This is a genomic window from Streptomyces sp. NPDC046379 (assembly GCF_055587785.1).
In genome coordinates this window covers 256147-279787 of sequence record NZ_JBVJFP010000001.1, presented here as the reverse complement: position 1 = coordinate 279787, position 23641 = coordinate 256147, and the positions used below count along the sequence as shown (strand labels likewise).

Sequence of the window (23641 nt, the reverse complement as noted above, 5' to 3'; positions counted from 1 at the left end):
TGACAGCAGGGCGGACCGCTGCCAACGGGCACATTCCCGTGGCACGTTCGTACGGCGACACGCCGCCCCGGAGCCGCGGCGCGCTGCCGGAGGGGGGCGGCGCGCCGCGGCCGCGGGGATTGACACGCGATACGGGGGTACCCGCACTTCTGACCGAACGGCCCGAATACTCCAGGGAGTTGATGATGGCGGGCTTCGGACAGGGAACGCGCAGGTACCCCCGCTCACGCGGCCGGACGTGGCAACGGAGCGGGCCGGATCGCGCGACGCTCGGGATGGTGGGCGCCATCTGCGCGGTCGCCGGGTTCTTCGTGCTGGAGATCATCCTCGGACCCGTGGCGATGGTGTGCGGCTGGCTGGCGATGGGCCGCACCTGGACGGGCACCCGCTCGGTGCCGGCCCTGGTGGCCGTCGTCCTGGGCGCGATCGACACCCTCCTGGCCCTCATCTGGCTGGCAGGGCCGGCCTCCCCGGGCGCGGGCATGTTCTGACCGGGGGGATTCCAAGAGGGCCTCGGCACGCTGCCGGGGCCTTCTGGCGCGCCGTCCGCGCCGCGCGGGGTTACTTCTGCCGTCCCCCGCGGGGTCGCTGGACCCGGCCGCCGTCAATCCCCCGTACGGACCCCGTCCCGCTCACGGGCCGGGAGGCCGGCGGGCCCGGACAGGGCCGCCACCTCCGCCCGCAGGGCGCGGACCTCCGCCGTCAGCGCCTGGATCGCCTCCGTCTGGCGCCGTTCCTCCGCGTCGTCCTGCTGGAAGCGGGCGATGAACCACGCCGCGATGTTGGCCGTGACGACACCCAGCAGGGCGATGCCCGACAGCATCAGGCCCACCGCGAGCAGGCGGCCCACGCCCGTGGTGGGGGCGTGGTCGCCGTAGCCGACGGTCGTCATCGTCGTGAACGACCACCACACCGCGTCATCCAGCGTCCGGATGTTCCCGCCCGGCGCGTCCCGCTCCACCGACAGCACCGCCAGCGAGCCGAACATCAGCAGGCCCACCACCGAGCCGACCACATACGTCGTCAGCCGGATCTGCGAGGCCATCCGCGCCCGCCGCCCCACCAGCAGCAGCGTCGACACCAGCCGCAGCAGCCGCAACGGCTGGATCAGCGGCAGCAGCACCGCGCACAGGTCCAGCCAGTTGCGGCGGACGAAGTCCCGGCGTGCGGGCGCCAGCCACAGCCGTACCAGGTAGTCGACCGCGAACGCGCCCCACACCACCCACTCGACGATCCAGCAGGCCCGGGTGACGGACGCGCTCGGCGAGCCGTCGACGATCGGGATCGCGTAGGCGACGGCGAACACCACGGCCAGCGCCAGCAGCGGCCGTTGTGTGCGCCGTTCCCACCGGACCTGCGCGCAGTGCACCTTCATGCCCGCATCGTAGGGCCCTACGCGTCGCCCCCCGCCGGGCCCGGGTCGGCCGCCGCGACGTCCAGGAGCTGGTAGCGGTCGATCGCCTGCTTCAGCGCCGAACGGTCCACCTTGCCCTCACGGGCCAGCTCGGTCAGCACCGCCAGCACGATCGACTGCGCGTCGATGTGGAAGAACCGCCGCGCCGCCCCCCGGGTGTCCGCGAAGCCGAAGCCGTCCGCGCCCAGCGACCGGTACGTCCCCGGCACCCAGCGCGCGATCTGGTCCGGCACCGCCCGCATCCAGTCCGACACCGCCACGAACGGCCCCTCGGCCCCGGCCAGCTTCCGGGTCACGTACGGCACCCGCTGCTCCTCCTCGGGGTGCAGCAGGTTGTACTCCTCGCAGGCCACCGCGTCGCGCCGCAGTTCGTTCCAGGAGGTCGCCGACCAGACGTCCGCCCGGACGTTCCACTCCTCGGCGAGGATCCGCTGCGCCTCCACCGCCCACGGCACCGCGACCCCGGACGCCATGATCTGCGCCGGGATCGAGCCGGCCGTGCCCGCGCTGAAGCGGTGGACGCCCTTGAGGATGCCCTCCACGTCCGCGTCCTGCGGCTCGGCGGGGTGCTGGATGGGCTCGTTGTAGACGGTGAGGTAGTAGAAGACGTCCTCGCCGTCCGGCCCGTACATCCGGCGCAGCCCGTCCCGCACGATGTGCGCGATCTCGAAGCCGAACGCCGGGTCGTAGGCCACGCACGCCGGGTTCGTCGACGCCAGCAACTGGGAGTGGCCGTCCGCGTGCTGCAGCCCCTCACCGGTCAGCGTCGTACGCCCGGCGGTCGCCCCCAGCACGAAACCGCGCGCCAGCTGGTCGGCCATCTGCCAGAACTGGTCGCCCGTGCGCTGGAAACCGAACATCGAGTAGAAGACGTACACCGGGATCAGCGGCTCGCCGTGCGTGGCGTACGCCGAGCCCGCCGCGATCAGCGACGCCGTGCAGCCGGCCTCGGAGATGCCGTCGTGCAGCATCTGCCCGGTCGGCGACTCCTTGTAGGCGAGCAGCAGCTCGCGGTCCACGGCCTCGTACTGCTGACCCAGCGGGTTGTAGATCTTCGCGCTCGGGAAGAAGGAGTCCATGCCGAACGTGCGGTACTCGTCCGGCGCGATCAGCACGAACCGCCGGCCCAGTTCCTTGTCCCGCATCAGGTCCTTCAGCAGTCGCACGAACGCCATCGTCGTCGCGATGGACTGCTGGCCCGAGCCCTTCTTCACGGTCGCGTACGTCTTGTCGTCCGGCAGCGGCAGCGGCTTCGCGCGCACGACGCGCGTCGGGACGTACCCGCCGAGCGCCCTGCGGCGGTCGTGCATGTACTGGATCTCCGCCGAGTCCCGGCCGGGGTGGTAGTACGGCGGCAGGCCGGACTCCAGGTCCTTGTCGGAGATCGGCAGGTGCAGCCGGTCCCGGAAGCGCTTCAGGTCGTCGACCGTCAGCTTCTTCATCTGGTGCGTGGCGTTGCGGCCCTCGAAGTTCGGGCCCAGCGTCCACCCCTTGACCGTCTTGGCCAGGATGACCGTCGGCTGCCCCTTGTGCTCGACCGCCGCCTTGTACGCCGCGTAGATCTTCCGGTGGTCGTGCCCGCCGCGCCCCAGGTGCAGGATCTGGTCGTCGGTCATGTTCTCGACCATCGCGCGCAGCCGCTGGTCGTCGCCGAAGAAGTGCTCGCGGATGTAGGCGCCCGACTCGGTGGCGTACGTCTGGAACTGGCCGTCCGGCGTGGTGTTCATCCGGTTCACCAGCAGGCCGTCGCGGTCCTGGGCGAGCAGCGGGTCCCAGGTGCGGTCCCAGATCAGCTTGATGACGTTCCAGCCGGCGCCCCGGAAGACCGACTCCAGCTCCTGGATCACCTTGCCGTTGCCGCGCACCGGCCCGTCCAGGCGCTGCAGGTTGCAGTTGACGACGAAGGTGAGGTTGTCCAGGCCCTCGCGCGCGGCGATCGTCAGCTGGCCCAGCGACTCGGGCTCGTCCATCTCGCCGTCGCCGAGGAACGCCCACACGTGCGACTTCGACGTGTCGGCGATGCCGCGCGCGTGCATGTAGCGGTTCATCCGCGCCTGGTAGATCGCGCCGATCGGGCCGAGCCCCATCGACACGGTCGGGAACTCCCAGAAGTCCGGCATCGAACGCGGGTGCGGGTACGAGGACAGCGCGTACGGCGCCTTCGACTTCTCCTGGCGGAACCCGTCCAGATGCCGCTCGGACAGCCGGTCCAGCAGGAACGCGCGGGCGTAGATGCCGGGCGAGGCGTGGCCCTGGAAGAAGATCTGGTCGCCGCCGTCGCCCTCGTCCTTGCCGCGGAAGAAGTGGTTGAAGCCCACGTCGTACAGCGACGCCGAGGACGCGAACGTGGCGATGTGGCCGCCGACCCCGATGCCGGGACGCTGGGCGCGCGAGACCATCACCGCGGCGTTCCAGCGGGTGGCGTTGAGGATCTTGCGCTCGATCTCCTCGTTGCCCGGGAAGAACGGCTCGGCCCGGGTGGGGATCGTGTTCACGTAGTCCGTGCTGCGCATCTCGGGCACGGCCACCCGCTTCTCGCGGGCCCGTTCGATCAGCCGCAGCATCAGGTAGCGGGCCCGCTCACGGCCGCGCTCGTCGACGGCGGCGTCGAGCGAGTCGAGCCACTCCTGCGTCTCCTCGGGGTCGAAGTCGGGAACCTGACTCGGAAGGCCGCCAATGATGATCGGATTGCGATCGGATCCGGAAGCCACGCTGTTCCTTACCTGTCGGAGGGCCGTTTCGGTGGGATGTCGCGGTTTGTCTGCACCGTCCCCCATCGTGTACCTCGGGGAGGCAAACGTCACCTCTACCGAAAGGTAACCATCGGGCGCGGGCCGGCCGCGGGGGCAAATCCATTCGAGTCTCGTACCCTGCGATGATTCCCAAACGCACAAACGGGGCAGAAAGGTGTGGTGTGTGTCACCAGTGCTCCCGGCGGCATGCCTGGAGTTGCGGCGACACGGCCCGGATCGTCACTGTTTCGGCGGTCCGAACCGCCGGGTACTTGCGCGATCCGTCCCGCCCGTGTGGACTACGGCCAATGCTTCGCGCACGCGCGTGGCTGAGTTATTCCCAAAGACATGATCAGGAGGCAACCCGTGAGCGCGACCGCGGACCACGCGGAGGAGCGGACGAACCCTGCCGCCAGGCTGGGGTTCCAGCCCGGGCAGGTGGTCCAGGAGATCGGCTACGACGACGACGTCGACCAGGAGCTCCGCGAGGCCATTGAGGAAGCCATCGAGGGCGACCTCATGGACGAGGACTACGACGACGTGGCCGACGCCGTTGTGCTGTGGTTCCGTGACGACGACGGCGACCTGACGGATGCGCTGGTGGATGCCACCACGTACATCGAGGAGGGCGGCGCGATCCTGCTCCTGACGCCGAAGACCGGCCGTTCGGGATACGTGGAGCCGAGCGACATCTCGGAAGCCGCGACGACGGCGGGTCTGACCGCGTCCAAGAGCGTCAGCGTCGGCAAGGACTGGAGCGGCAGCCGGCTGGCGACGCCCAAGGCCGCGAAGTCCAAGCGGTGACCGTACGTTGAACGGCGGACGGGCCGGTCCGCACCGGCCCGTCCGCGAGCCCTCGGTGATCGCTGCGTAGGGTGGACTCCCACCCGAACAGCCCACCGAAGGGATGCAGGACACCATGGCGATCCAGGCCGGCGACAAGGCGCCCGACTTCGAACTGAAGGACAACCACGGGCGCACGGTACGGCTCTCGGACTTCCGCGGCGACAAGAACGTGGTGCTGCTCTTCTACCCGTTCGCCTTCACCGGCGTGTGCACCGGCGAGCTGTGCGAGGTCCGGGACAACCTGCCGAAGTTCTCCGACCGCGACACCCAGGTGCTCGCCGTCTCCAACGACTCCATCCACACCCTGCGCGTCTTCGCCGAGCAGGAGGGCCTGGAGTACCCCCTGCTGTCCGACTTCTGGCCGCACGGCGAGACCTCGCGCGCCTACGGCGTCTTCGACGAGGACAAGGGCTGCGCCCTGCGCGGCACCTTCGTCATCGACAAGGAGGGCGTCGTGCGCTGGACCGTCGTCAACGGCCTCCCGGACGCCCGGGACCTCGGCGACTACGTCAAGGCGCTCGACACCCTGTGATTGTCGGGCCCCAGGCCCTGCGGGGCCCGGGAACCCCTCACTAGGATCGACTCGTTCGATCCGGTAACTGACCGATGCCAAGCACGACGGGGCTTCCCGCCCCTGGACACCAATGGAGGACTCGTGGGAGTCAGCCTCAGCAAGGGCGGCAACGTATCGCTGACCAAGGAGGCCCCCGGCCTGACCGCGGTCATCGTCGGACTGGGGTGGGACGTGCGCACCACGACCGGCACGGACTTCGACCTGGACGCCAGCGCGCTGCTGCTGAACAGCGCCGGCAAGGTCGCCAGTGACGCGCACTTCATCTTCTTCAACAACCTCAAGAGCCCGGACGGCTCGGTCGAGCACACCGGTGACAACCTCACCGGTGAGGGCGAGGGCGACGACGAGCAGATCAAGGTCAACCTCGCCGCGGTCCCGGCCGACGTGGAGAAGATCGTCTTCCCGGTCTCCATCTACGACGCCGAGAACCGCCAGCAGTCCTTCGGCCAGGTGCGCAACGCGTTCATCCGCGTCGTGAACCAGGCCGGCGGCGCCGAGCTCGCCCGTTACGACCTCAGCGAGGACGCCTCGACGGAGACCGCCATGGTCTTCGGCGAGCTCTACCGGCACGGCGCGGAGTGGAAGTTCCGCGCCATCGGCCAGGGCTACGCCTCGGGCCTGCGCGGCATCGCGCAGGACTTCGGCGTGAACGTCTGAGCGAGCGGCACCGCTCGACCGGACATCCCGTTCCCCGAGCACCCCGCCGAGTTCACCGAGCACCCCGCTCAACCGAACACCCCGCTCCACCGTCCGGCGCCGCACGGTTTGCGTGCGGCGCCGGATGCGCAGACAACCCAAGAAGCAGTGCCAGGGCAGCACCAGGGGAGGACAGCATCATGGGTGTCACGCTCGCCAAGGGAGGCAACGTCTCCCTGTCCAAGGCCGCGCCGAATCTCACGCAGGTGATGATCGGACTCGGCTGGGACGCCCGCTCCACCACCGGAGCCCCCTTCGACCTCGACGCCAGCGCCCTGGTGTGCAGCGCGGGCCGGGTGCTCGGTGACGAGTGGTTCATCTTCTACAACCAGCTCAAGAGCCCGGACGGCTCGGTCGAGCACACCGGCGACAACCTCACCGGCGAGGGCGACGGCGACGACGAGTCGCTGCTGATCGACCTCTCCAAGGTGCCCGCCCAGTGCGACAAGATCGTCTTTCCGGTCTCGATCCACATGGCCGACGAGCGCGGCCAGACGTTCGGCCAGGTCAGCAACGCGTTCATCCGCGTCGTCAACCAGGCCGACGGCCAGGAACTGGCCCGCTACGACCTCAGCGAGGACGCCTCCACCGAGACCGCGATGATTTTCGGCGAGGTCTACCGGTACCAGGGCGAGTGGAAGTTCCGGGCCGTTGGGCAGGGGTACGCGTCGGGACTGCGGGGCATCGCTCTAGACTTCGGGGTCAACGTTTCGTAAAGCCGGGTGCGGCGCGGGGGAGACCCGTACACCCCGTACACAAGGGATTGGGTAGCCAGTGGTTCTGAAAACCTTCGGCTGGTCGTTCGCGGTCACCGCGCTCGGCCTCGTCGCGGCGGTCTTCGTCGGGGGGTGGACCGCCTTCGGCATCGTGGCGATCCTCTCCATCCTCGAGATCTCGCTGTCCTTCGACAACGCAGTGGTCAACGCCGGAATCCTGAAGAAGATGAATGCCTTCTGGCAGAAGATCTTCCTCACCATCGGCATCCTGATCGCCGTCTTCGGCATGCGGCTGGTCTTCCCCGTCGTCATCGTCGCCGTCAGCGCCCAGATGGGACCGATCGAGGCCGTCGACCTCGCGCTCACCGACAAGGACCGCTACGAGGCACTGGTCACGGACGCCCACCCGGCGATCGCGGCGTTCGGCGGCATGTTCCTGCTGATGATCTTCCTCGACTTCATCTTCGAGGACCGGGACATCAAGTGGCTCGGCTGGCTGGAGCGCCCGCTGTCCAAGCTCGGCAAGGTCGACATGCTGTCGGTCTGTGTCGCCCTGACCGTCCTGCTGATCACCGCGATGACCTTCGCCACCCACGCCCACCTGCACGCCGGTCCCGCGAACAAGGCGGAGACGGTCCTGCTCTCCGGTGTCGCCGGCCTCATCACGTACATGATCGTCGGTGGTCTCTCCGGCTACTTCGAGGACAAGCTCGAGGAAGAGGAGGAGCGCGAGCACGAGGCCGAGGAGGAGGCCGTCCGGGCCGGCAAGCCCAAGTCCGCCGTGGCGCTGGCCGGCAAGGCCGCGTTCTTCATGTTCCTCTACCTGGAGGTCCTGGACGCGTCCTTCTCCTTCGACGGCGTCATCGGCGCCTTCGCCATCACCAACGACATCGTGCTGATGGCGCTCGGCCTCGGCATCGGCGCCATGTACGTCCGGTCGCTCACGGTCTACCTGGTCCGCCAGGGCACCCTGGACGACTACGTCTACCTGGAGCACGGCGCGCACTACGCGATCGGCGCCCTCGCGGTGATCCTGCTGATCACCATCCAGTACCAGATCTCCGAGATCATCACCGGCCTGATCGGCGTCGTCCTGATCGCCGCCTCCTTCTGGTCCTCCGTGCGCCGCAACCGCGCGCTCGCGGCGGCCGAGGGCGGCTCCGGGGACAAGACCGAGGTCTCCTCCGGGGTGTGACGCCCCTCCCGGCGAGGAACGCTCTGAGCGGGGCGGCCGTCGAGCACGACAGTGTCTCCTCGGGCCGCCCCGCTCGTTTTGTCACAGGACCGGAAGGTGGGGGCGGGGAATGGGCTTGCTGGACGGGCTCAGAGGCGCACGCGCGGCCCAGTTCGACTCGGGCGGCACGGCCTCGAACGCGATCGAACTGACCAAGCGGCGCGGCCAGGTGTCGCTCACCAAACAGGGGGCGGAGACCGGCCACCTGCGGATCAACCTGGCCTGGCGGATGCGCAGCTCCGACATCGGCGGACCGCAGCGGGAGAGCCTGCTGCGCCACCCGCTGCGGGCGCTGAAGCCGCCGGAGGTCATGGGGCACAGCCAGAGCATGGTCAACGTCGACCTCGACCTGGGCTGCCTGTACGAGTTGCAGGACGGCACCAAGGGCGTCGTCCAGCCCCTCGGCGGCCTCCTCGGCGACGTCAACGCGCCGCCGTACGTGAAGCTCAGCGGCGACGACCGGTTCGGCTCCGGGTCGGGCGAGACGATGTACGTCAACCTGGACCACCGGGAGGCCATCAAGCGCCTGCTGGTCTTCGTGTACATCTACGACCAGACCCCGGCCTTCGACCGCACGCACGCCGTCGTCACGCTCTACCCGGGCAACGGCCCGCGCATCGAGATCGGCCTCGACGAACGCCATCCGCAGGCCCGCTCCTGCGCGGTCGTGATGATCGAGAACGTCAAGAACGAGATCCTGGTGCGCCGCGAGGTGAAGTTCGTCTACGGCTTCCAGGCCGAGCTGGACCGCCTGTACGGGTGGGGGCTCCAGTGGGGCCGGGGACACAAGACGAAGACGCAGCGCTGACGCCTTCCCCTCTGCGGGGCGCCGTGCTGCGGCGGCCGCGGGACGCGCAGGGCGCTGACGGCCCGGCCGGCCGGGCCGTCAGCGCCCGATGAACTGCGGTCCCTGCGGGGGCAGGCGGAAGTCGGGGTCCGGGGCGGCCGCCGGGACCGGGGGCGGCGGGGGGTAGCCGTAGCCGGACTGGACCGTCGCGGGCGCCGCGGAGGTCTGGGGGTAGCCGTAGGTGGCGGCTGCCGGCTGGGGGTAGCCGTACGCCGGCTGGGCCGCCGCGGGCTGCTGCGGGGGGTAGCCGTAGCCGGGCCGGGCCTGCGGCTGTGACGTGGCCTCGGGCTGCGGCAGGGCCGCCGTCGGCTGCTCCGGAGGCAGGGGGCGGGACGGCTCCGGGGCCGGGGCGGGGGACGGGGACTGCTCGGAGGAGCGGGCCTGCCCGTCGTCGGGGTCGGACTCGTCGACCGAGATGCCGTAGTCCGTGGCCAGGCCCTGGAGGCCGTTGGCGTAGCCCTCGCCGAGCGCCCGGAACTTCCAGCCGTCCCCGCGCCGGTACAGCTCGCCGCAGATCAGCGCGGTCTCCTCGCCGGTCTCGGGCTTGACGTCGAAGTACGCCAGCGGCTCGCCGTCCGGGGCCCCGGCGTCGTACAGCAGGATGCGCAGGGACGGCACGCGGTCGAAGGGGATGTCCTCCGCCGAGGCGACCAGGAGTATCTGGCCGACCTCCGGTTCGACGCCGGAGAGATCTGTCTGGATCGTGTCGGTCAGGCCTTCGGCATCCTGCTTCATGCCGAGCCGCCGCACGGTCCCGGACGGGTGCCGGGGCTGGTTGTAGAAGACGAAGTCCTCGTCCGAGCGCACACGGCCGCCGGGGCCGAGGAGCAGCGCGGAGGCGTCGACGTTCGGGACCCCCTGCCCCGGCGTCCAGCGCAGCACGGCGCGTACCGTGGTGGCTTCCAGCGGGACGTTCGACCCCTTCAGCATCGCGTGCGTCATGCGGTCATCCTGCCCTCTCGGTCCTGCTCACGACAACGCGGGGGTGGGCGGGGCGCCGGGCGGTCCGAGGCCGGTGCGACATGCCCCTGCTCGACGTGCGTTACTTGAAGTTCATGCCCAGCGGGAACCCCTGACATGGAGTTCTACGTACTATTACCGGCCACCTTCCAGCAGTCACACAGGCCACCCAAGTCACCCCGGGGGAGTCATATGCGTCATTTCGGGCACTTCGCCCCTGAGGTGCGGGAGCGTCTCTTCCACCGGCAGCCGTGCGAGTTCACCCCGGACTCGCCGGCCCGGCTCCTCTCCGCGGGACTGGGCGCCACCCTCTACAGCCCGGCGACCCGGCCGAGGCTGGCCGACGACATCGTCAAACAGGCCGGCAACGGCGTGGTCTCCATGGTCCTGTGCCTGGAGGACTCCATCGGCGACGCCGAGGTCGGCCCCGGCGAGGAAAACCTCGTACGCCAGTTCAACGACCTGGCCGGCCGGCCCGGCGCGGACGACGGCCTGCCGCTGCTGTTCATCCGCGTGCGCACCCCCGAGCAGATCCCCGACCTGGTCCGGCGCCTGGGCCCGGCCGTGCGGCTGCTGTCCGGATTCGTCCTGCCCAAGTTCACCGAGGAACGCGGCATCCCGTTTCTGGAGTCGCTCTCCGTCGCCGAGGCCGCCAGCGGCCGCCGGCTGTTCGCCATGCCCGTCCTGGAGTCGCCCGAGCTGCTCTACCGCGAGTCCCGCGTCGAAACCCTCGAGGGCATCTCCCGCGCCGTCGACAAGTACCGCGACCGCGTCCTCGCCCTGCGCCTCGGCGTGACCGACTTCTGCTCCTCCTACGGCCTGCGCCGCGCCCCCGACATGACCGCCTACGACGTCCAGATCGTCGCCTCCGTGATCTCCGACGTGGTCAACATGCTCGGGCGCGCCGACGGCACCGGCTTCACGGTCACCGGCCCGGTGTGGGAGTACTTCCGGGTGCAGGAACGCATGTTCAAGCCCCAGCTGCGGCGCAGCCCCTTCCTGGAGGGCCAGGCCGAGGAGCTGCGCGAGGCCCTCATCGAGCACGCCATGGACGGGCTGCTGCGCGAGATCGCCCTCGACCAGGCCAACGGCCTGCTCGGCAAGACCTGCATCCACCCCTCCCACGTCCTGCCCGTGCACGCGCTGTCCGTCGTCAGCCACGAGGAGTACAGCGACGCCCAGGACATCCTGCGGCCGGAACGCGACGGCGGAGGTGTGCTCCGGTCGGCGTACACGAACAAAATGAACGAGGTGAAGCCGCACCGCGCCTGGGCGGAGCGGACGCTGCTGCGCGCCGAGGTCTTCGGCGTCGCCAACGAGGACATCGGCTTCGTCGAACTGCTCGCCGCCGGCATACCCGGCTGATCCCCGACCCAAGGAACGCATGGACAAGGCAGTGAACAAGGGCATGGACGCCACCCCTGGCGCCCAGGGAGCCGACCCGGCCGACGGCGTCTGGACCGGCGCCTGGGTCGCCGAGCGCCTCGGAGTCCGGCTGACCGGGGACGACTCGCTCACCGGCCTGCTCGGCCTCGCGCTGCGGCGCAACCCCAAGCGGGCCCACCTGCTGGTGTCGAACGTCCTCGGCAAGCACGTCCCGCAGTCCCCGTCGGTCGTCCACGGCTCCGGGTTCGCCCTCGGCCGCCGGGTCCGCGAGCTGCTGGGGGAGACGGGGGCCGGCGCCGCCGTCGTCCTCGGCTACGCGGAGACCGCCACCGGCCTCGGCCACGCCGTCGCCGACGGCCTCGGCAGCGCGCCCTACCTGCACTCCACCCGCCGCCCGGTCCCCGGCGTCGCCCGGGCCGGCGGCTTCGAGGAGTCCCACTCGCACGCCACCTCCCACCTCCTGCTCCCCGAGAACCCCGATCTGCTCGCCGGCGACGGCCCGCTGGTCCTGGTGGACGACGAGTTCTCCACCGGCAACACCGTCCTGAACACCGTCCGCGCCCTGCACGAGCGCTACCCGCGCGAGCGGTACGTCGTCGTCGCCCTGGTCGACATGCGCTCGGCCGCCGACCGGGACCGCCTCGCCGCCTTCGCCGCGGAGATCGGCGCCCGCGTCGACCTGGTCACGGCGGCCCGCGGGACGGTGCTGCTGCCGGACGGGGTGCTGGAGAAGGGGCAGGCGCTGGTGGCGGAGTACGAGGGGCGGGGGCTGCCCGGCTCCGGCTCCGGGGCGGTGCGCGGTGCCGCGGAGGAGGGGTCGTCCGGTCCTGCCGAGGGGCCGGGCGCCGCCCGAGGACGGGGCCTGCCCGATTCCGCGGCGGCGCCGGGCGTCGTCACCCGCGTCGACCTGCGCTGGCCGGCCGGCGTCCCGGACGGCGGCCGGCACGGCTTCACCCCCGCACACCGCCGACGCCTGGAAGCCGCGCTGCCCGCCATGGGCGCCCGCCTCGTCGAGGCCCTCCCGCCCGGCGCGCGGCGCGTGCTGGTCCTCGGCTGCGAGGAGCTGATGTACGCCCCGCTCCGCCTCGCCCGCGAGCTGGAGCAACTGGCCCCCGACGCCGACGTCCGCTTCTCCACCACCACCCGCTCACCCGTCCTCGCCGTCGACGACCCCGGCTACGCCATCCGCACCCGCCTGGTCTTCCCGGCCCACGACGACCCCGCCGACGGTCCCGGCGAGCGCTACGCCTACAACGTCGCCGGCGCCGGATTCGACGCCGTGGTCGCCGTGGTCGACTCCACCGCCGACACCCCCGCCCTGCACGCCCCGGACGGTCTGCTCGCCCGGCTCGCCGCCCACACCCCCCAGGTGCTGCTCGCGGTCATACCCTCATACGTACCCGAGGCCCCGCAGGCCTCCGAAAGGCCCCCCATGCTGCCCGAGCCCCTCCGCGGCCCCGCCTTCTCCTCGTACGCGCCCGACGAGGTCGGCTGGCTGCTCCAGGACCTGTCGGACGTCACCCTGGAGGCGCCCACCGAGGAGCGCGAGGAGGCCATCCAGAGCGGCGGCGCCCACTACGCCGAGTCGCTGCCGGTGGAGTACCAGCCCACTGAGCAGTACCAGCAGCTGTTCCACGCCGCCCTGGAGGCGTCCGCCGCCCGCGTCGCGCACGCCGTCGGCGTCGTCACCGAGACCGTCCTCGCCGAGCACCCGAACCCCGCGTCCCGGCCCGTGCTGGTCTCCCTCGCCCGCGCCGGCACCCCCGTCGGCGTCCTGATGCGCCGCTGGGCCCTGCACCGGCACGGCCAGGACCTGCCGCACTACGCCGTCTCCATCGTCCGCGGCCGGGGCATCGACGCCAACGCCCTGCGCTGGCTGGCCGACCGGTACGACCCGCGCGACGTCGTCTTCGTGGACGGCTGGACCGGCAAGGGCGCCATCACCCGCGAACTCACGGCAGCCGTACGGGAGTTCGAGGAGCGCGAGGGCGTCACCGGCTTCAACCCGGAGATCGCGGTGCTCGCCGACCCCGGCTCCTGCGTACGCACCTACGGCACCCGCGAGGACTACCTCATCCCCTCCGCCTGCCTCAACTCCACCGTCTCCGGCCTGATATCGCGCACCGTGCTGCGCGCCGACCTGGTCGGCCCGCACGACTTCCACGGCGCCAAGTTCTACCGCGAACTCGCCGGCGCCGACGTCTCCGCCGCCTTCCTCGACGCCGTCTCCGCCCGCTTCCCCGAGGTCGCGGACACCGTCGACGTCGCCGTCAAGGAACTCCTCGCCGCCGACCGCACCCCCACCTGGGAGGGCTGGGCGGCCGTGGAGCGCATCAGCGAGGAGTACGGCATCCACGACGTCAACCTGGTCAAGCCGGGGGTCGGCGAGACCACGCGGGTGCTGCTGCGCCGGGTGCCGTGGAAGGTCCTCGCCCGCGCCGGGGCCGGCGCCGACCTCGACCACGTACGGCTGCTCGCCGCACAGCGCGGCGTGCCGGTCGAGGAGGTCGCCGACCTCCCCTACACCTGCGTCGGACTGATCCATCCCCAGTACACACGAGGCGCCACCGGCGCGGACGGAAAGGCGGTGGCCCTCTGATGCCGGTCCTGGTGGCGAGCGATCTCGACCGTACGCTCATCTACTCCTCGGCGGCCCTGGCGCTGACCATGCCGGACGCGCGGGCGCCCCGGCTGCTGTGCGTCGAGGTGCACGAGAGCAAGCCCCTGTCCTACATGACCGAGACGGCCGCCGCGCTGCTCGCCGAACTGGGCGACGCGTCGGTGTTCGTGCCCACCACGACCCGCACGCGCAAGCAGTACCTGCGCATCAACCTGCCCGGCCCCCCGCCGAAGTACGCGATCTGCGCCAACGGCGGCCACCTCCTCGTCGACGGCGTCTCCGACCCCGACTGGCACGCCTCGGTCACCGCGCGGCTCGCGGACGAGTGCGCGTCCCTCGCCGAGGTGCAGGACCATCTGCTGGCCACCGCCGACCCGGTGTGGGTGCGCAAGCAGCGCGTCGCCGACGACCTGTTCGCCTACCTCGTCGTCGAGCGCGAGCTGCTGCCCGAGGAGTGGGTGAAGGAACTCGCCGTCTGGGCGGAGAACCGCGGCTGGACGGTGTCCCTCCAGGGCCGCAAGATCTACGCCGTCCCCAAGCCGCTCACCAAGAGCGCTGCCATGCACGAGGTCGCCCGCCGCACCGGCGCCCACCTCACCCTCGCCGCCGGCGACTCCCTCCTCGACGCCGACCTGCTCCTCGCGGCGGACCGCGGCTGGCGGCCGGGCCACGGGGAACTGGCGGACAGCGCGTGGAGCGGGCCGGAGATCAGCGCGCTCGCGGAGCGGGGGGTACTGGCGGGGGAGCGGATCCTGCGGGAGTTCCTGCGGGCGACGCGGGACGCCGGGTAGGGCGTGCGGGACGAGGGCGTGCGGGGCGCCGGGTAGGGCGTCCGGCGGTTTCTGCGGCGGATGTGCCGATGGGCGGGTGTGCCGATCGGCGGGTGGGCCGAAAGGCGCGGGGCATGAAAGGAAGCGCCCGGGTGTGCCCCGGGTGCCGAAGGGCGCGGGCGCCACGGAAGCCCCGGGTGCCGAGGGGCTGAGGGCCCGGGGCTCGGTTCAGCCGCAGCAGCCCCCGCCGCAGCAGCCGCCGCCCCCGCCGCCCGCGCGGGGCGCCGACGCCGGGGCGGGTGCGGAGGCCGAGCCGCCCACCGCCACGGTCGACAGCAGCTTCACGGTGTCGTCGTGACCCGTCGGGCAGGTCGCCGGGGCGGAGGACTCGGCCATGGGACGGCTCAGTTCGAAGGTGTCGCCGCAGGTCCGGCAGCGGTACTCGTAGCGAGGCATGAGCACAGGTTAACCGGCGTCCCGCGGTGGCTCCAGGGACCGGTCGGCAGCCTTGGTCGACCCGCGGGACAGCCGCTCGCGCGGCTCCGGCTCGACCAGGTCCGGGTGACGGGCGCGCCAGTACGGGTTGTCGTGCGGCAGCGCCGAGCCCACCCGTCCGTACATTCCGAAGACCATCAGCACCACGCCGAACACGAAGCTGAACAGCACGTTCTGGATGCGGAACGCCAGGAAGTTGTACTCCGTGTTCAGCAGGCCCAGGTTCAGAAAGCCGCTGAGGATGAACGCGATGCCGACCACCATGTTCAGCGTCGAGGCGAAGTTGCCGCCGATCACCATCCCCGCGAAGAGCAGCAGCCCGACACAGATGGACAGCACGCTCAGGGCGCCGTTGGTGCTCAGCCCGGCGACCTCGTCGCCCCGGGTGTCGAAGAACCCGACCTTGTCGATCAGGCCGAGGATGCCGAAGGCGACCAGCACCAGGCCCATCAGACCCGCGCCGATCCGGTAGACCCTGTTCAGTCGGTGGTCGACCGGAAGATGCTCGTCGAACCTGATCCGCCGCCCGGCGTCCCCGCCCCGGTGCACTGCGTGTGTGGCCATGTCCGCCTCCTCGTCGCGGTTGCCGGTGGAGGGCGTACGTCCCCTTAATATGTGCCCCTATCGGGCGGCGGGCAACATGACGCCCGCGGGTGGGGCGGCAAGGGCCCGGCGGAGCGGGCAGGGCGCCACGGGCGACGGGCGACGGGCGGCGGGAGCCAGGACCGGGGCCGGTCCGGGCGACGGGCAGCTCAGTGCGCGGCGGTCCCGCGCTCCTCCCGGATCTGCGCGACGACCCGCGCCACGGTCCGCCGTACCGCCTCCGTCTCCGTCAGGAAGTGCCAGTAATCGGGGTGGCGCCCCTCCTCCAGCGTGCCGATCGCGCGCTCCAGCCGGGCCACGGAGTCGTCCAGTGGGCGGGCGTGCCGCGGGTCGGGGGTGTGGCGGCCCGCCATCGCCAGCCGCTGGGCGTCCCGGATGGCGAACCGGGTGCGCTCGATCTCCTCCTTCGGATCCTTCTGGACGGCGTTGAGCCGCCGCAGCCGGTCTCCGGCCGCGGACACCGCCTCGTCGGTGGAGTTCAGCAGGGCGCGGGCCGTGGACAGCAGGGCGGTGGCGTCGGCCCAGCGCTGCTCCTCCCGGGCCGCCCGCGCCTCGGTCAGCTTCTGCTCGGCCTGCCGGATGTGGTCGGCGGCGTGGTCGGGCACATGCTGGAGGTCCTGCCAGCAGGCGAGCGTGAAGCGCCGCCGCAGCTCGCTGAGCACCGGCTCGACCTGCCCCGCGCGGGTGGTCAGGGCCTGGGCGCGGGTCCGCAGCGAGACCAGCCGGTGGTCGATCTCGGCGGCGCGCTCCGGGAGCCGTTCCGCCTCGGTGCGGATCGCCTCGGCCTCCCGCGAGACCCGCTCGGCCCGCTCCAGCGTCTGTGCCACGCCGTGCCGTCCGGCGCCCTGGTTGAGCTTGGTCAGCTCGGGGGCGAGGGCGGCGAGCCGGGCCGCGAGGTCGTCGGCCCGCAGCCCGGACGCCCGTACGGCGTCCAGCGCGTTGGACGCGGCGAGCAGCGACTGCCGGGCCCGCTCGACGGCCGGCGCCAGCCGGGCCAGCTGGGTCTCGGCCTTCCCCAGCAGCGGACCGAGCCCTTCGGCGAACCGGTCCAGGTCGCCCTTGACCTGCCCCAGCTCGTCCTTGGCCCGCGTCAGCTCGGCGCGGGCACTGGCGGCGGCCGAGGCCTCCAGATCGTCCCGGTCGAGATCGTGGGCGTCGACGGCGCTGATGTAACGGTGGCTGGCCTCGTCGATGCGCCGGCCGAGCGCCTCGAAGTCGGCGGCTGCGCGGCGGGCGGCGGGGGAGTCGTCGACGGTGCTGATCGTCTCGATGGAGATCCGCAGGTCGCGCTGGGCGGTGTCGAGTTCGTAGAACGCCTCCGCGGCGGCGTCCTTGGCCGCCTGCGCCTCGGCCCGCTGATTTTCGGCCCGCCCGCCGAACCACCGCCGGGTGCCACCGCCGGCGAAGGCCGCGGGCAGCACGAGCGCGGCGAGCAGCGGCAGCCCGAGCAGCGTCAGCGCGTCGAGGGCGGCGGTACGCGAGGCGGACGGAGGCTCTGCCCGCGAGGCGGACGGACGCTCGGCGCGCGAGGCGGACGGAGGCTCGGCGCGCGACGACGACGGCCATGATGACGGCGAATCCGGCCGAGGTGGTGTCGGTATCGCCGTCACATGCCTCTCCCGTGCTGTCATCCGCCCTGCCCGGTGTCATTGTCCCACCGGTTAAGGACGAACACACGGGCGCGTTAGTTCGCCGTGCGCACGGTGACTTTCCCGTCGCCGGTACGAGCGGTCACCACGTGCTCGCTCCGCTCGTCCCGCGGCACGGACACGTCCACGCCTCCGTCGCCGGTCTCGGTGCTGACGCGGTAGGCGGCCCGGGGCAGGGATATGGTCACGGACCCGTCTCCGCTGCGCGACTCGACGAGGTCGGGTATGACGCCGAGCTGCAGGTCGACCGATCCGTCCCCGGTGCGGGTGCGCACCTCGCGCGAGTCGACGTCGGCCCGGACGGACCCGTCGCGCGTGTGCACGTCCAGGGCCCCGCTGACGCCCTGGACCCGCACGGAACCGTCGCCCGTCTCGACGTTCACCGCCCCGTCGACGTCGCCGACGCGCACGGAGCCGTCGCCCGTCCTGACCTTGACGGCACCGGTGACGTCCTCGACCCGCACGGACCCGTCCCCGGTCCGGATGTCCAGGGCTTCCCGGAACCCGCTGGCCCGCACGCTGCCGTCCCCCTCCCGCACCTTGACGGCGACGCCACGCGGCACCTCGATCCGGTGCCTGGCCTCGCAGTCGGCGACGAACCCCGAGCAGTGCAGGCGCAGCACCAGGCGGTCGCCGTCCTGCATCTCCCAGGAGACCTTGGGGTCCTTCCCCACGACCACGGACCCGTCGAACCACCGGGTGACCCGCACCTCGCCCTCCTTCGCCCCCTCCACGGCGACTATCTCGAGCCGGGAGTCGTCGGAGTCGACGGTGAGCGTCCGCCCGCTCAGCGCGAAGGCCCGCCGCTCGGCGTCCTTGTCCTCCTCGGCGGAGGCACACCCGGTGAGCCCGACGAGCAGCACCCCGAGCCCGGCGGTCCCGAGAGCGGAGCGCGTGAGCGGACGGGAACGGTTGCCGGAACGGGACGGACGGGACCCGGAATGCTGGTCCGACTGGAATCGGAAACGGCCCATGGAAATCGATCTCCCCCTGCTGTCCCGCGCTGTCGCCGGACCTGAATGCTGACTGGTTCGACCGTACGGATCCGCCGTCCGCACGGGGATCCGGCGACCTCCCGGATCCCGGGTGGGGATAACCCCCGGCCGGAGCCGCTGACGGGTTTGCGGGACAGTCCCTCGGGCAAGGTAGGCTGTCGACTCGTCCTGGGCGCGTAGCTCAGCGGTAGAGCGCCGCCCTTACAAGGCGGATGTCGGCGGTTCGAAACCGTCCGCGCCCACAGGGTCAGTTCCTGGAGAGGTCCCGTTCCCCCCTGGCCGGGGAGGGAACGGGACCTCTTTCGTGCGCCCGACTTGCCCTCCGGCCACGGTCCCCCTGTGCGGCAGCTCGGCCGTGAGAGCCGATGTGGTGTTCATCCCGGTGCGACGAGTCGGAGCCAGTCGGCGAGCGCCGCGAAGTCGGCGTCCGTGAGGCCGTCGACGTCGAGGAAAAAGGGAGTGGTTGTTCCATCGCGTCTGTGACGGCGGCACGACGGCGCGGCGTGGCCAGGTCCTGACGGCTCACTGCTCGGCACCGTCGGCCGGCGGCTCGTGCGCGTGCTTCAGTTCCGCGCGGGCGGTCACGCGGTCCTTGCCGGTCAGTTCGGACCAGTAGCGGTGGGTCGTGACGAAGACCGCCAGTTCGTGTTCGCGGCGGCGGAGCTTTTCGACCTCGGCCTGTTCGTCGGGGGTCCAGCCGGGGGAGGCCGGGCGTTCGATCTTGCGCCAGGAGGAGTCGTCGGTGAAGCCGTCCAAGGGCTCGACCGACCAGGGGAGCCGCTTCAGCAGGGCCGACAGCTCGGCCCGGACCTGATGCAGCTCCTCCTGGCCGGCGCGGAGGTCGCTGGGGAAGTCATAGGTCGTAGCCACACGGCAATGCTACGCCTGTTCGATTTTGGTGTGCGAGTTGCCAGGCCGGCGGCGGGGCGGTCATTCGGCCCTGATGTCGTCCACGTACACGGTGCCCTTGGCCGGGCCGCCGCCGTGGCCGAGGTACAGGTTGAACGTCGCCACCCTGGCCAGGTAGCCCGCGTCCAGGACCTCCCCGGCGTGCCCGGTGTCCCACGGGGCGGGCCGGAACTCGCTGAACGGGGCCCGGATCTCCCGTCCGGTGGTGTCGGACAGCGGGACGTTGTACTCGAAGTAGGCGCCGTTCGACACGATCTGGAGCGTCGCGCCGTTCGACGAGCCGTCGCCCCGCAGCCAGAGCACCAGCGACGAGAAGGCGGTCCAGTCCGCGTCCACGGTCTTGCCGATGCCGGTGTAGCCGGCGGAGGTGAAGTCGTACGCGTAGGCCAGCCCGTACGAGCCAGAGGCCCTGTGCTCGGCCGACAGGGTCGTGGTGTTGGCGTTGACGTGGCTGTAGGCCTCGCTCAGGGTGGCGTCGTCCCCGGCGTACCCCTCGAAGTCGTCGATCCACCCGGCGGGCAGCGGGGCGACCTCGCCGAGCAGGACCAGGCTCGAGTCGGTGAGGGTCCTGCCGTGCACCCGCGCGTCCACCGAGAGGGTCACCGACCGGTTGTCCAGCCAGGCCGGGTCGATCGGCCAGTCGCCGGAGTAGAAGCCGTCGGCGTCGAGGCGGAGCCGCCGGGCCGGTCCGCCGTTCACCGCGTACGTCACCCGGCTCGCCGTCCCGTGCGCGACCCGTACCCGGACGGTGCTCTCGGGGCTGGTCAGGCGCTGCCGGTCCGTCGGGGTCACGAGGTGCATGAACGGCGCGTTCGGGACGGCAGTGGTGCGCGCGTCGTACACGCCTCGCAGGCCGCCGGCGAAGACGGTGTACGGGTCCTCGGCGTACGCGACGAAGTCCGCGTGCAGGGCGTGGCCCGGCGTCGGCACGTACTGCCGGGTCTCGCCCCCGAAGTTGGCCCAGGTCTGCATGTAGGTCACCCTGCGCGCCAGCGGGTCCGCCTCGATGGCGCCCAGCAGCTTCGTGAACCACCGCGGGTTGCGGCCCTCCTCCCCGCTCTCCCCGAACTCGGTGTACGCCGGGACCTTGCCCTTCTCCTCGGCCAGCCGGACCACCATCGCCAGGTCCTTCACCAGGCCCTCCAGCCAGGCGTCCGAGCCGGCGGAGTTGTCGTAGGCGTCGTAGCCGAGGACGTCGACGTAACCGTCGCCCGGGTAGGTCTTGAGGTAACCCGTCGGGTCGCCGCCGAAGCTCGAGTTGGGCGAGTACGAGTAGAGCAGGTTGCGGACGCCCTTGGTGTCCCGCAGGTACTCGACCGTGTAGCGGAAGATCTCGATGTACTCCGCCGAGGTGGTGTGGCCGGCGCCCCACCAGAACCAGCCGCCGTTGTTCTCGTGGAACGGCCGGAAGATGACCGGGATCAGCGTGCCGTCCGGTCGGCGCGCACCCTTGACGGCCGCCGCGACGCGGTCGAGGAAGGCGTTGAACTGCGCGTGCTTCGCGCCTCCGGGGAGGATCTGGCCCACGACGCGGCCCGTGGTGTCGTAGAAGTTCTTGCCGGTGACGAAGTTCGGCATGTGGGCGCTGAGCGTGTTGATCCCGCCGAGGGCGTCCGCCTGCCGCAGGCACCGGCTGAGCGCGGCGATGTTCTCGGCCTCGGTGGCGTCCCTGCTGCCGGGGCGCTCGTCGCCGTCGAGGATCAGGGTGTCCCAGCCGAACAGGGCGGGGTGGTCGCCCGCCGCCGCCTTGGTGTCGGACGTCCTGCCGTCCGGCGTGGTGAAGGTGAAGCCGTAGGACAGGGCGTGCTGGTGGCCGAACAGGATGCCGTTGCCCTGCTGCCGCATCAGGTACGCGAACAGCGCGCGCGTCGCGCTCGTCGCCTTGTCGTCGGCGATCCGGACGCGCGTCGGCGCGCCCGTCGGCACCGGGGCGGCGGGCGCCGCCGCGGCCCGGGGCATCCCGGCGCCCGCCGCCACGGCGGCCGTGGCGGCGGTGGCGCCGAGCAGGACGAACGAACGGCGGTTCACGGCGGGGTTGGGCATGGCTGTCTCCTTGTTGCGGCGTGGCGTTGCCTGGCCTTGCGTTGCGTGGGCGGCTCTCGCAAAGAGGGGAAGGGGGAGGTCCCTGCGACGTGCCGACTGTGCCGGATGTGAGACAACGTTGTCCATGCCGGTGCGAGAGTTAAGCAACCGGTTTAGTGAATTGCTGCGGAGATCGTCGGCGGCTGCCTCGGAGGGTGGTACGGGGAAGCGGTCCTGCCGGAGATTAAACGGTCAAGTATTTTGCCCGTGCCGAGCGGTCGGGTGGCGTGCGGACAGTGGGGCTCGGGGCGGCGCCCGGGGCGCGATGCCGTTCATGCGTTCATAGATGCCGTTCATACGTTCATATACGGGTCGCTCGGCGGCCCGGCGAGGCACACTGGTCTCATGTGCCGCAGCATCAAGACGCTTCGTCCGCCCGCGCTGCCCGAAGAGGCCACCGAGGCCGACATCCGCGCCGCCGCCCTCCAGTACGTGCGCAAGGTGTCCGGGTTCCGCGCCCCCGCCGCGCACAACCGGGAGGTCTTCGACCGCGCCGTCGACGCCGTCGCCGAGGCCACGGCCCAACTCCTCGCCGAACTCGAAGTCCGGGGGCAGGGGCAGGGGCGCCGGGCCGTCGCGGCGGTGGGCGAGCAGGCGGGGTAGGGCTTACGCCGGCTCCCCGGCCCCCGGTTCCCTGCGCATCACGTACGTCGCCCCGGCTCCGGCCGCCACCAGCGCCAGCGCCGAGACGCCCGTCGCCAGCCAGGTCGCGCCCAGCCAGTGGGCGCCGAGGTAGCCGAGCGCCACGCTGTACGCCGCCCAGGCCAGGCCCGCCAGCGCCGACCAGGGCAGGAAGTCACGGGCACGGCGACGGGCCGCGCCCGCCATCAGGGAGACCACCGAGCGGCCGGCCGGGGCGAAGCGCGCCAGCACGACCAGCAGGCCGCCGCCCCGAGTGAGGGCCGCACCAAGGCGTCGCTGCGCCGTGCTCAGCCGGCGGGAGCGGGCCACGGCCCGGTCCAGGCGGGGGCCTCCGCGCCAGGCCAGACGGTAGGCCAGGAGGTCGCCCAGCACGGACGCGGTCGTCGCGCAGAGCACCAGGATCACGATGTCGGGGACGTCCCGCGCCACCTGCCCCGTCGCCGCCCCCGCTGCCGCCGCCGTCGACGCCATGATCACCAGCACGCCGCTCGGCAGCACCGGCAGGAACACATCCAGGAGCACCGACACGGCCACCATGGCGTATATCCATGGGCTGCCCGTCAGCTCCCCCACACTCTCCAGCACCGCGGTCCCCCGTCACTCCCCGTCATCCCCCGTAAGCCATACAGCGTACGCCTCGGGTGTGACAGGAGGGCCGGGAGGGTCGTGGGGGTCCGACGGGTCGAACGCGTGGCCGGTGCCATCGCCTCATCGCCGTGCCCGGCGAGACGCCGCCTCACCCTCCCGGCGCTCCCCGGGGGGCGGGGTCGCGCCGACTCCCGTAGCAACGAGGGAGGGATCGGCCGGACAGCCGGCCGGCCCACCGACCGAAGGAACGTGACCCATGCCCATATGCGCCGGCGCCCTCGCCGTCGTCCTCCTCACCGGCGGCGACCCTTCCCCGTACTCCCTCCACACCGACGCCCGCTTCGCCCCGCCCTCCGCCGCCCACACCCGGGCCGCCGTGACCTACGACCGGGCCCTCGTCCCCGTCGGCGCACGCATCGCCGTCGGCCAGCGGATCCGCGGCGGCGGCGCCATGACCGTCGAACTCCGTGTCGCCGGAGTCCGGCCCGGTCACCACTACGGCGTCCACGTCCACCGCGAGCCCTGCGGCGCCGACCCGGCCGCGGCCGGCGGACACTACCAGCACCGGCCCGGCGCCGGCCCTCACCACGTCAGCCCGGACAACGAGGTCTGGCTCGACTTCGCCGCCGACCGCCGGGGCGAGGGGCACGCCGTCGCCCGTCACGACTGGCGGTTCCGGCGTGGTGAGGCGTCCTCCGTCGTGATCCACGACGTACCCGGCGGCGCGGGGGAGCGCGTCGCCTGCTTCACGGTGCCGTTCGGCTGACGTCCGCGGCAGTCGTCCGCGGCGGGCATGCGTGGCAGTCGTCCGCGGCGGTCAGGGGCACGTGCGATCCGCACGACCCGTACCACCACCGACGAACGACGAACAGCGTCGTCCGCT

Annotated in this window: 22 protein-coding genes and 1 tRNA gene; 13 read left to right on the top strand and 10 right to left on the bottom strand. The window is 71.8% G+C overall.

Features of this window, described 5'->3' with window-relative positions; translation table 11 throughout:
• Nucleotides 1–182: 182 nt before the first annotated feature.
• Nucleotides 183–491, top strand: a complete 309-nt coding sequence (locus tag ACZ6KF_RS01275; RefSeq protein ID WP_356627583.1) for a small hydrophobic protein — start codon at nucleotides 183–185, stop codon at nucleotides 489–491.
• 113 nt (nucleotides 492–604) lie between these two features.
• Here the strand turns inward: ACZ6KF_RS01275 and ACZ6KF_RS01270 are convergent, their stop codons facing one another.
• Nucleotides 605–1375, bottom strand: coding sequence for a potassium channel family protein (locus ACZ6KF_RS01270; RefSeq protein WP_469236709.1), 771 nt, complete (start codon nucleotides 1373–1375; stop codon nucleotides 605–607).
• A 17-nt stretch (nucleotides 1376–1392) separates the two neighbouring features.
• Entirely contained in the window at nucleotides 1393–4125 is a 2733-nt protein-coding gene (gene aceE, locus ACZ6KF_RS01265) for a pyruvate dehydrogenase (acetyl-transferring), homodimeric type (RefSeq protein WP_469236707.1), read from the bottom strand.
• Between the two features lie 387 nt (nucleotides 4126–4512).
• Between aceE and ACZ6KF_RS01260 the strand changes: the two genes are divergently transcribed.
• From ACZ6KF_RS01260 to ACZ6KF_RS01235, 6 genes are all read left to right on the top strand, one after another.
• Nucleotides 4513–4950 (top strand): DUF3052 domain-containing protein, encoded by a 438-nt coding sequence (locus tag ACZ6KF_RS01260; protein ID WP_167529716.1) that lies wholly within the window; start codon nucleotides 4513–4515, stop codon nucleotides 4948–4950.
• A gap of 115 nt (nucleotides 4951–5065) precedes the next feature.
• Complete coding sequence (locus ACZ6KF_RS01255; RefSeq protein ID WP_356627580.1) at nucleotides 5066–5524, top strand: peroxiredoxin; 459 nt, start codon at nucleotides 5066–5068, stop codon at nucleotides 5522–5524.
• 123 nt (nucleotides 5525–5647) lie between these two features.
• Entirely contained in the window at nucleotides 5648–6223 is a 576-nt protein-coding gene (locus tag ACZ6KF_RS01250; protein ID WP_356627579.1) for a calcium homeostasis/redox stress adaptation protein, read from the top strand.
• 179 nt (nucleotides 6224–6402) lie between these two features.
• Nucleotides 6403–6978, top strand: coding sequence for a TerD family protein (locus tag ACZ6KF_RS01245; protein ID WP_356627578.1), 576 nt, complete (start codon nucleotides 6403–6405; stop codon nucleotides 6976–6978).
• 58 nt (nucleotides 6979–7036) lie between these two features.
• Complete coding sequence (locus ACZ6KF_RS01240) at nucleotides 7037–8173, top strand: DUF475 domain-containing protein (RefSeq protein ID WP_356627577.1); 1137 nt, start codon at nucleotides 7037–7039, stop codon at nucleotides 8171–8173.
• Nucleotides 8174–8282: 109 nt separating this feature from the next.
• Nucleotides 8283–9020 carry a TerD family protein gene (locus ACZ6KF_RS01235; protein WP_356627576.1) on the top strand — a complete coding sequence of 246 codons (738 nt, stop codon included), beginning with the start codon at nucleotides 8283–8285 and terminating at the stop codon, nucleotides 9018–9020.
• Nucleotides 9021–9098: 78 nt separating this feature from the next.
• On the opposite strand, the gene ACZ6KF_RS01230 is transcribed toward ACZ6KF_RS01235, so the two are convergent.
• Complete coding sequence (locus ACZ6KF_RS01230) at nucleotides 9099–10001, bottom strand: TerD family protein (protein WP_469158004.1); 903 nt, start codon at nucleotides 9999–10001, stop codon at nucleotides 9099–9101.
• 210 nt (nucleotides 10002–10211) lie between these two features.
• Here ACZ6KF_RS01230 and ACZ6KF_RS01225 point away from each other — a divergent pair, with 210 nt between their 5' ends.
• The 3 genes from ACZ6KF_RS01225 to ACZ6KF_RS01215 are packed head-to-tail and all read left to right on the top strand — an operon-like array spanning nucleotide 10212 to nucleotide 14816.
• The gene (locus tag ACZ6KF_RS01225) at nucleotides 10212–11384 is read left to right on the top strand and encodes an HpcH/HpaI aldolase/citrate lyase family protein (protein ID WP_469236705.1); all 1173 of its coding nucleotides are present in this window, start codon (nucleotides 10212–10214) and stop codon (nucleotides 11382–11384) included.
• A 43-nt stretch (nucleotides 11385–11427) separates the two neighbouring features.
• Nucleotides 11428–14004 (top strand): phosphoribosyltransferase, encoded by a 2577-nt coding sequence (locus ACZ6KF_RS01220; protein ID WP_469237190.1) that lies wholly within the window; start codon nucleotides 11428–11430, stop codon nucleotides 14002–14004.
• The gene (locus tag ACZ6KF_RS01215; RefSeq protein WP_356632273.1) at nucleotides 14004–14816 is read left to right on the top strand and encodes an HAD family hydrolase; all 813 of its coding nucleotides are present in this window, start codon (nucleotides 14004–14006) and stop codon (nucleotides 14814–14816) included. The genes ACZ6KF_RS01220 and ACZ6KF_RS01215 overlap by 1 nt, the downstream gene beginning before the upstream one ends.
• A gap of 207 nt (nucleotides 14817–15023) precedes the next feature.
• Here ACZ6KF_RS01215 and ACZ6KF_RS01210 read toward each other — a convergent pair whose 3' ends face one another.
• From ACZ6KF_RS01210 to ACZ6KF_RS01195, 4 genes are all read right to left on the bottom strand, one after another.
• Nucleotides 15024–15251, bottom strand: coding sequence for an FmdB family zinc ribbon protein (locus ACZ6KF_RS01210; protein ID WP_469158005.1), 228 nt, complete (start codon nucleotides 15249–15251; stop codon nucleotides 15024–15026).
• 9 nt (nucleotides 15252–15260) lie between these two features.
• Nucleotides 15261–15854: a DUF4383 domain-containing protein gene (locus ACZ6KF_RS01205; protein ID WP_356632269.1), complete on the bottom strand. Its 594-nt coding sequence runs from the start codon at nucleotides 15852–15854 to the stop codon at nucleotides 15261–15263.
• A 188-nt stretch (nucleotides 15855–16042) separates the two neighbouring features.
• The gene (locus tag ACZ6KF_RS01200) at nucleotides 16043–17503 is read right to left on the bottom strand and encodes a hypothetical protein (RefSeq protein WP_469236703.1); all 1461 of its coding nucleotides are present in this window, start codon (nucleotides 17501–17503) and stop codon (nucleotides 16043–16045) included.
• A gap of 74 nt (nucleotides 17504–17577) precedes the next feature.
• Nucleotides 17578–18516: a DUF4097 family beta strand repeat-containing protein gene (locus tag ACZ6KF_RS01195; protein WP_469236700.1), complete on the bottom strand. Its 939-nt coding sequence runs from the start codon at nucleotides 18514–18516 to the stop codon at nucleotides 17578–17580.
• Between the two features lie 191 nt (nucleotides 18517–18707).
• Between ACZ6KF_RS01195 and ACZ6KF_RS01190 the strand changes: the two genes are divergently transcribed.
• Nucleotides 18708–18779, top strand: a tRNA-Val gene (locus tag ACZ6KF_RS01190).
• Between the two features lie 280 nt (nucleotides 18780–19059).
• On the opposite strand, the gene ACZ6KF_RS01185 is transcribed toward ACZ6KF_RS01190, so the two are convergent.
• Complete coding sequence (locus tag ACZ6KF_RS01185; protein WP_356632263.1) at nucleotides 19060–19407, bottom strand: hypothetical protein; 348 nt, start codon at nucleotides 19405–19407, stop codon at nucleotides 19060–19062.
• A gap of 60 nt (nucleotides 19408–19467) precedes the next feature.
• Nucleotides 19468–21489 carry a glycosyl hydrolase gene (locus tag ACZ6KF_RS01180; protein WP_469236698.1) on the bottom strand — a complete coding sequence of 674 codons (2022 nt, stop codon included), beginning with the start codon at nucleotides 21487–21489 and terminating at the stop codon, nucleotides 19468–19470.
• Nucleotides 21490–21873: 384 nt separating this feature from the next.
• On the opposite strand from ACZ6KF_RS01180, the gene ACZ6KF_RS01175 reads away from it, so the two are divergent.
• Nucleotides 21874–22131, top strand: coding sequence for a DUF2277 domain-containing protein (locus ACZ6KF_RS01175; protein WP_469174425.1), 258 nt, complete (start codon nucleotides 21874–21876; stop codon nucleotides 22129–22131).
• A gap of 3 nt (nucleotides 22132–22134) precedes the next feature.
• On the opposite strand, the gene ACZ6KF_RS01170 is transcribed toward ACZ6KF_RS01175, so the two are convergent.
• Nucleotides 22135–22755 (bottom strand): DedA family protein, encoded by a 621-nt coding sequence (locus ACZ6KF_RS01170; RefSeq protein ID WP_356632257.1) that lies wholly within the window; start codon nucleotides 22753–22755, stop codon nucleotides 22135–22137.
• 259 nt (nucleotides 22756–23014) lie between these two features.
• On the opposite strand from ACZ6KF_RS01170, the gene ACZ6KF_RS01165 reads away from it, so the two are divergent.
• Complete coding sequence (locus tag ACZ6KF_RS01165; RefSeq protein ID WP_469236696.1) at nucleotides 23015–23524, top strand: superoxide dismutase family protein; 510 nt, start codon at nucleotides 23015–23017, stop codon at nucleotides 23522–23524.
• Nucleotides 23525–23641: the final 117 nt, after the last annotated feature.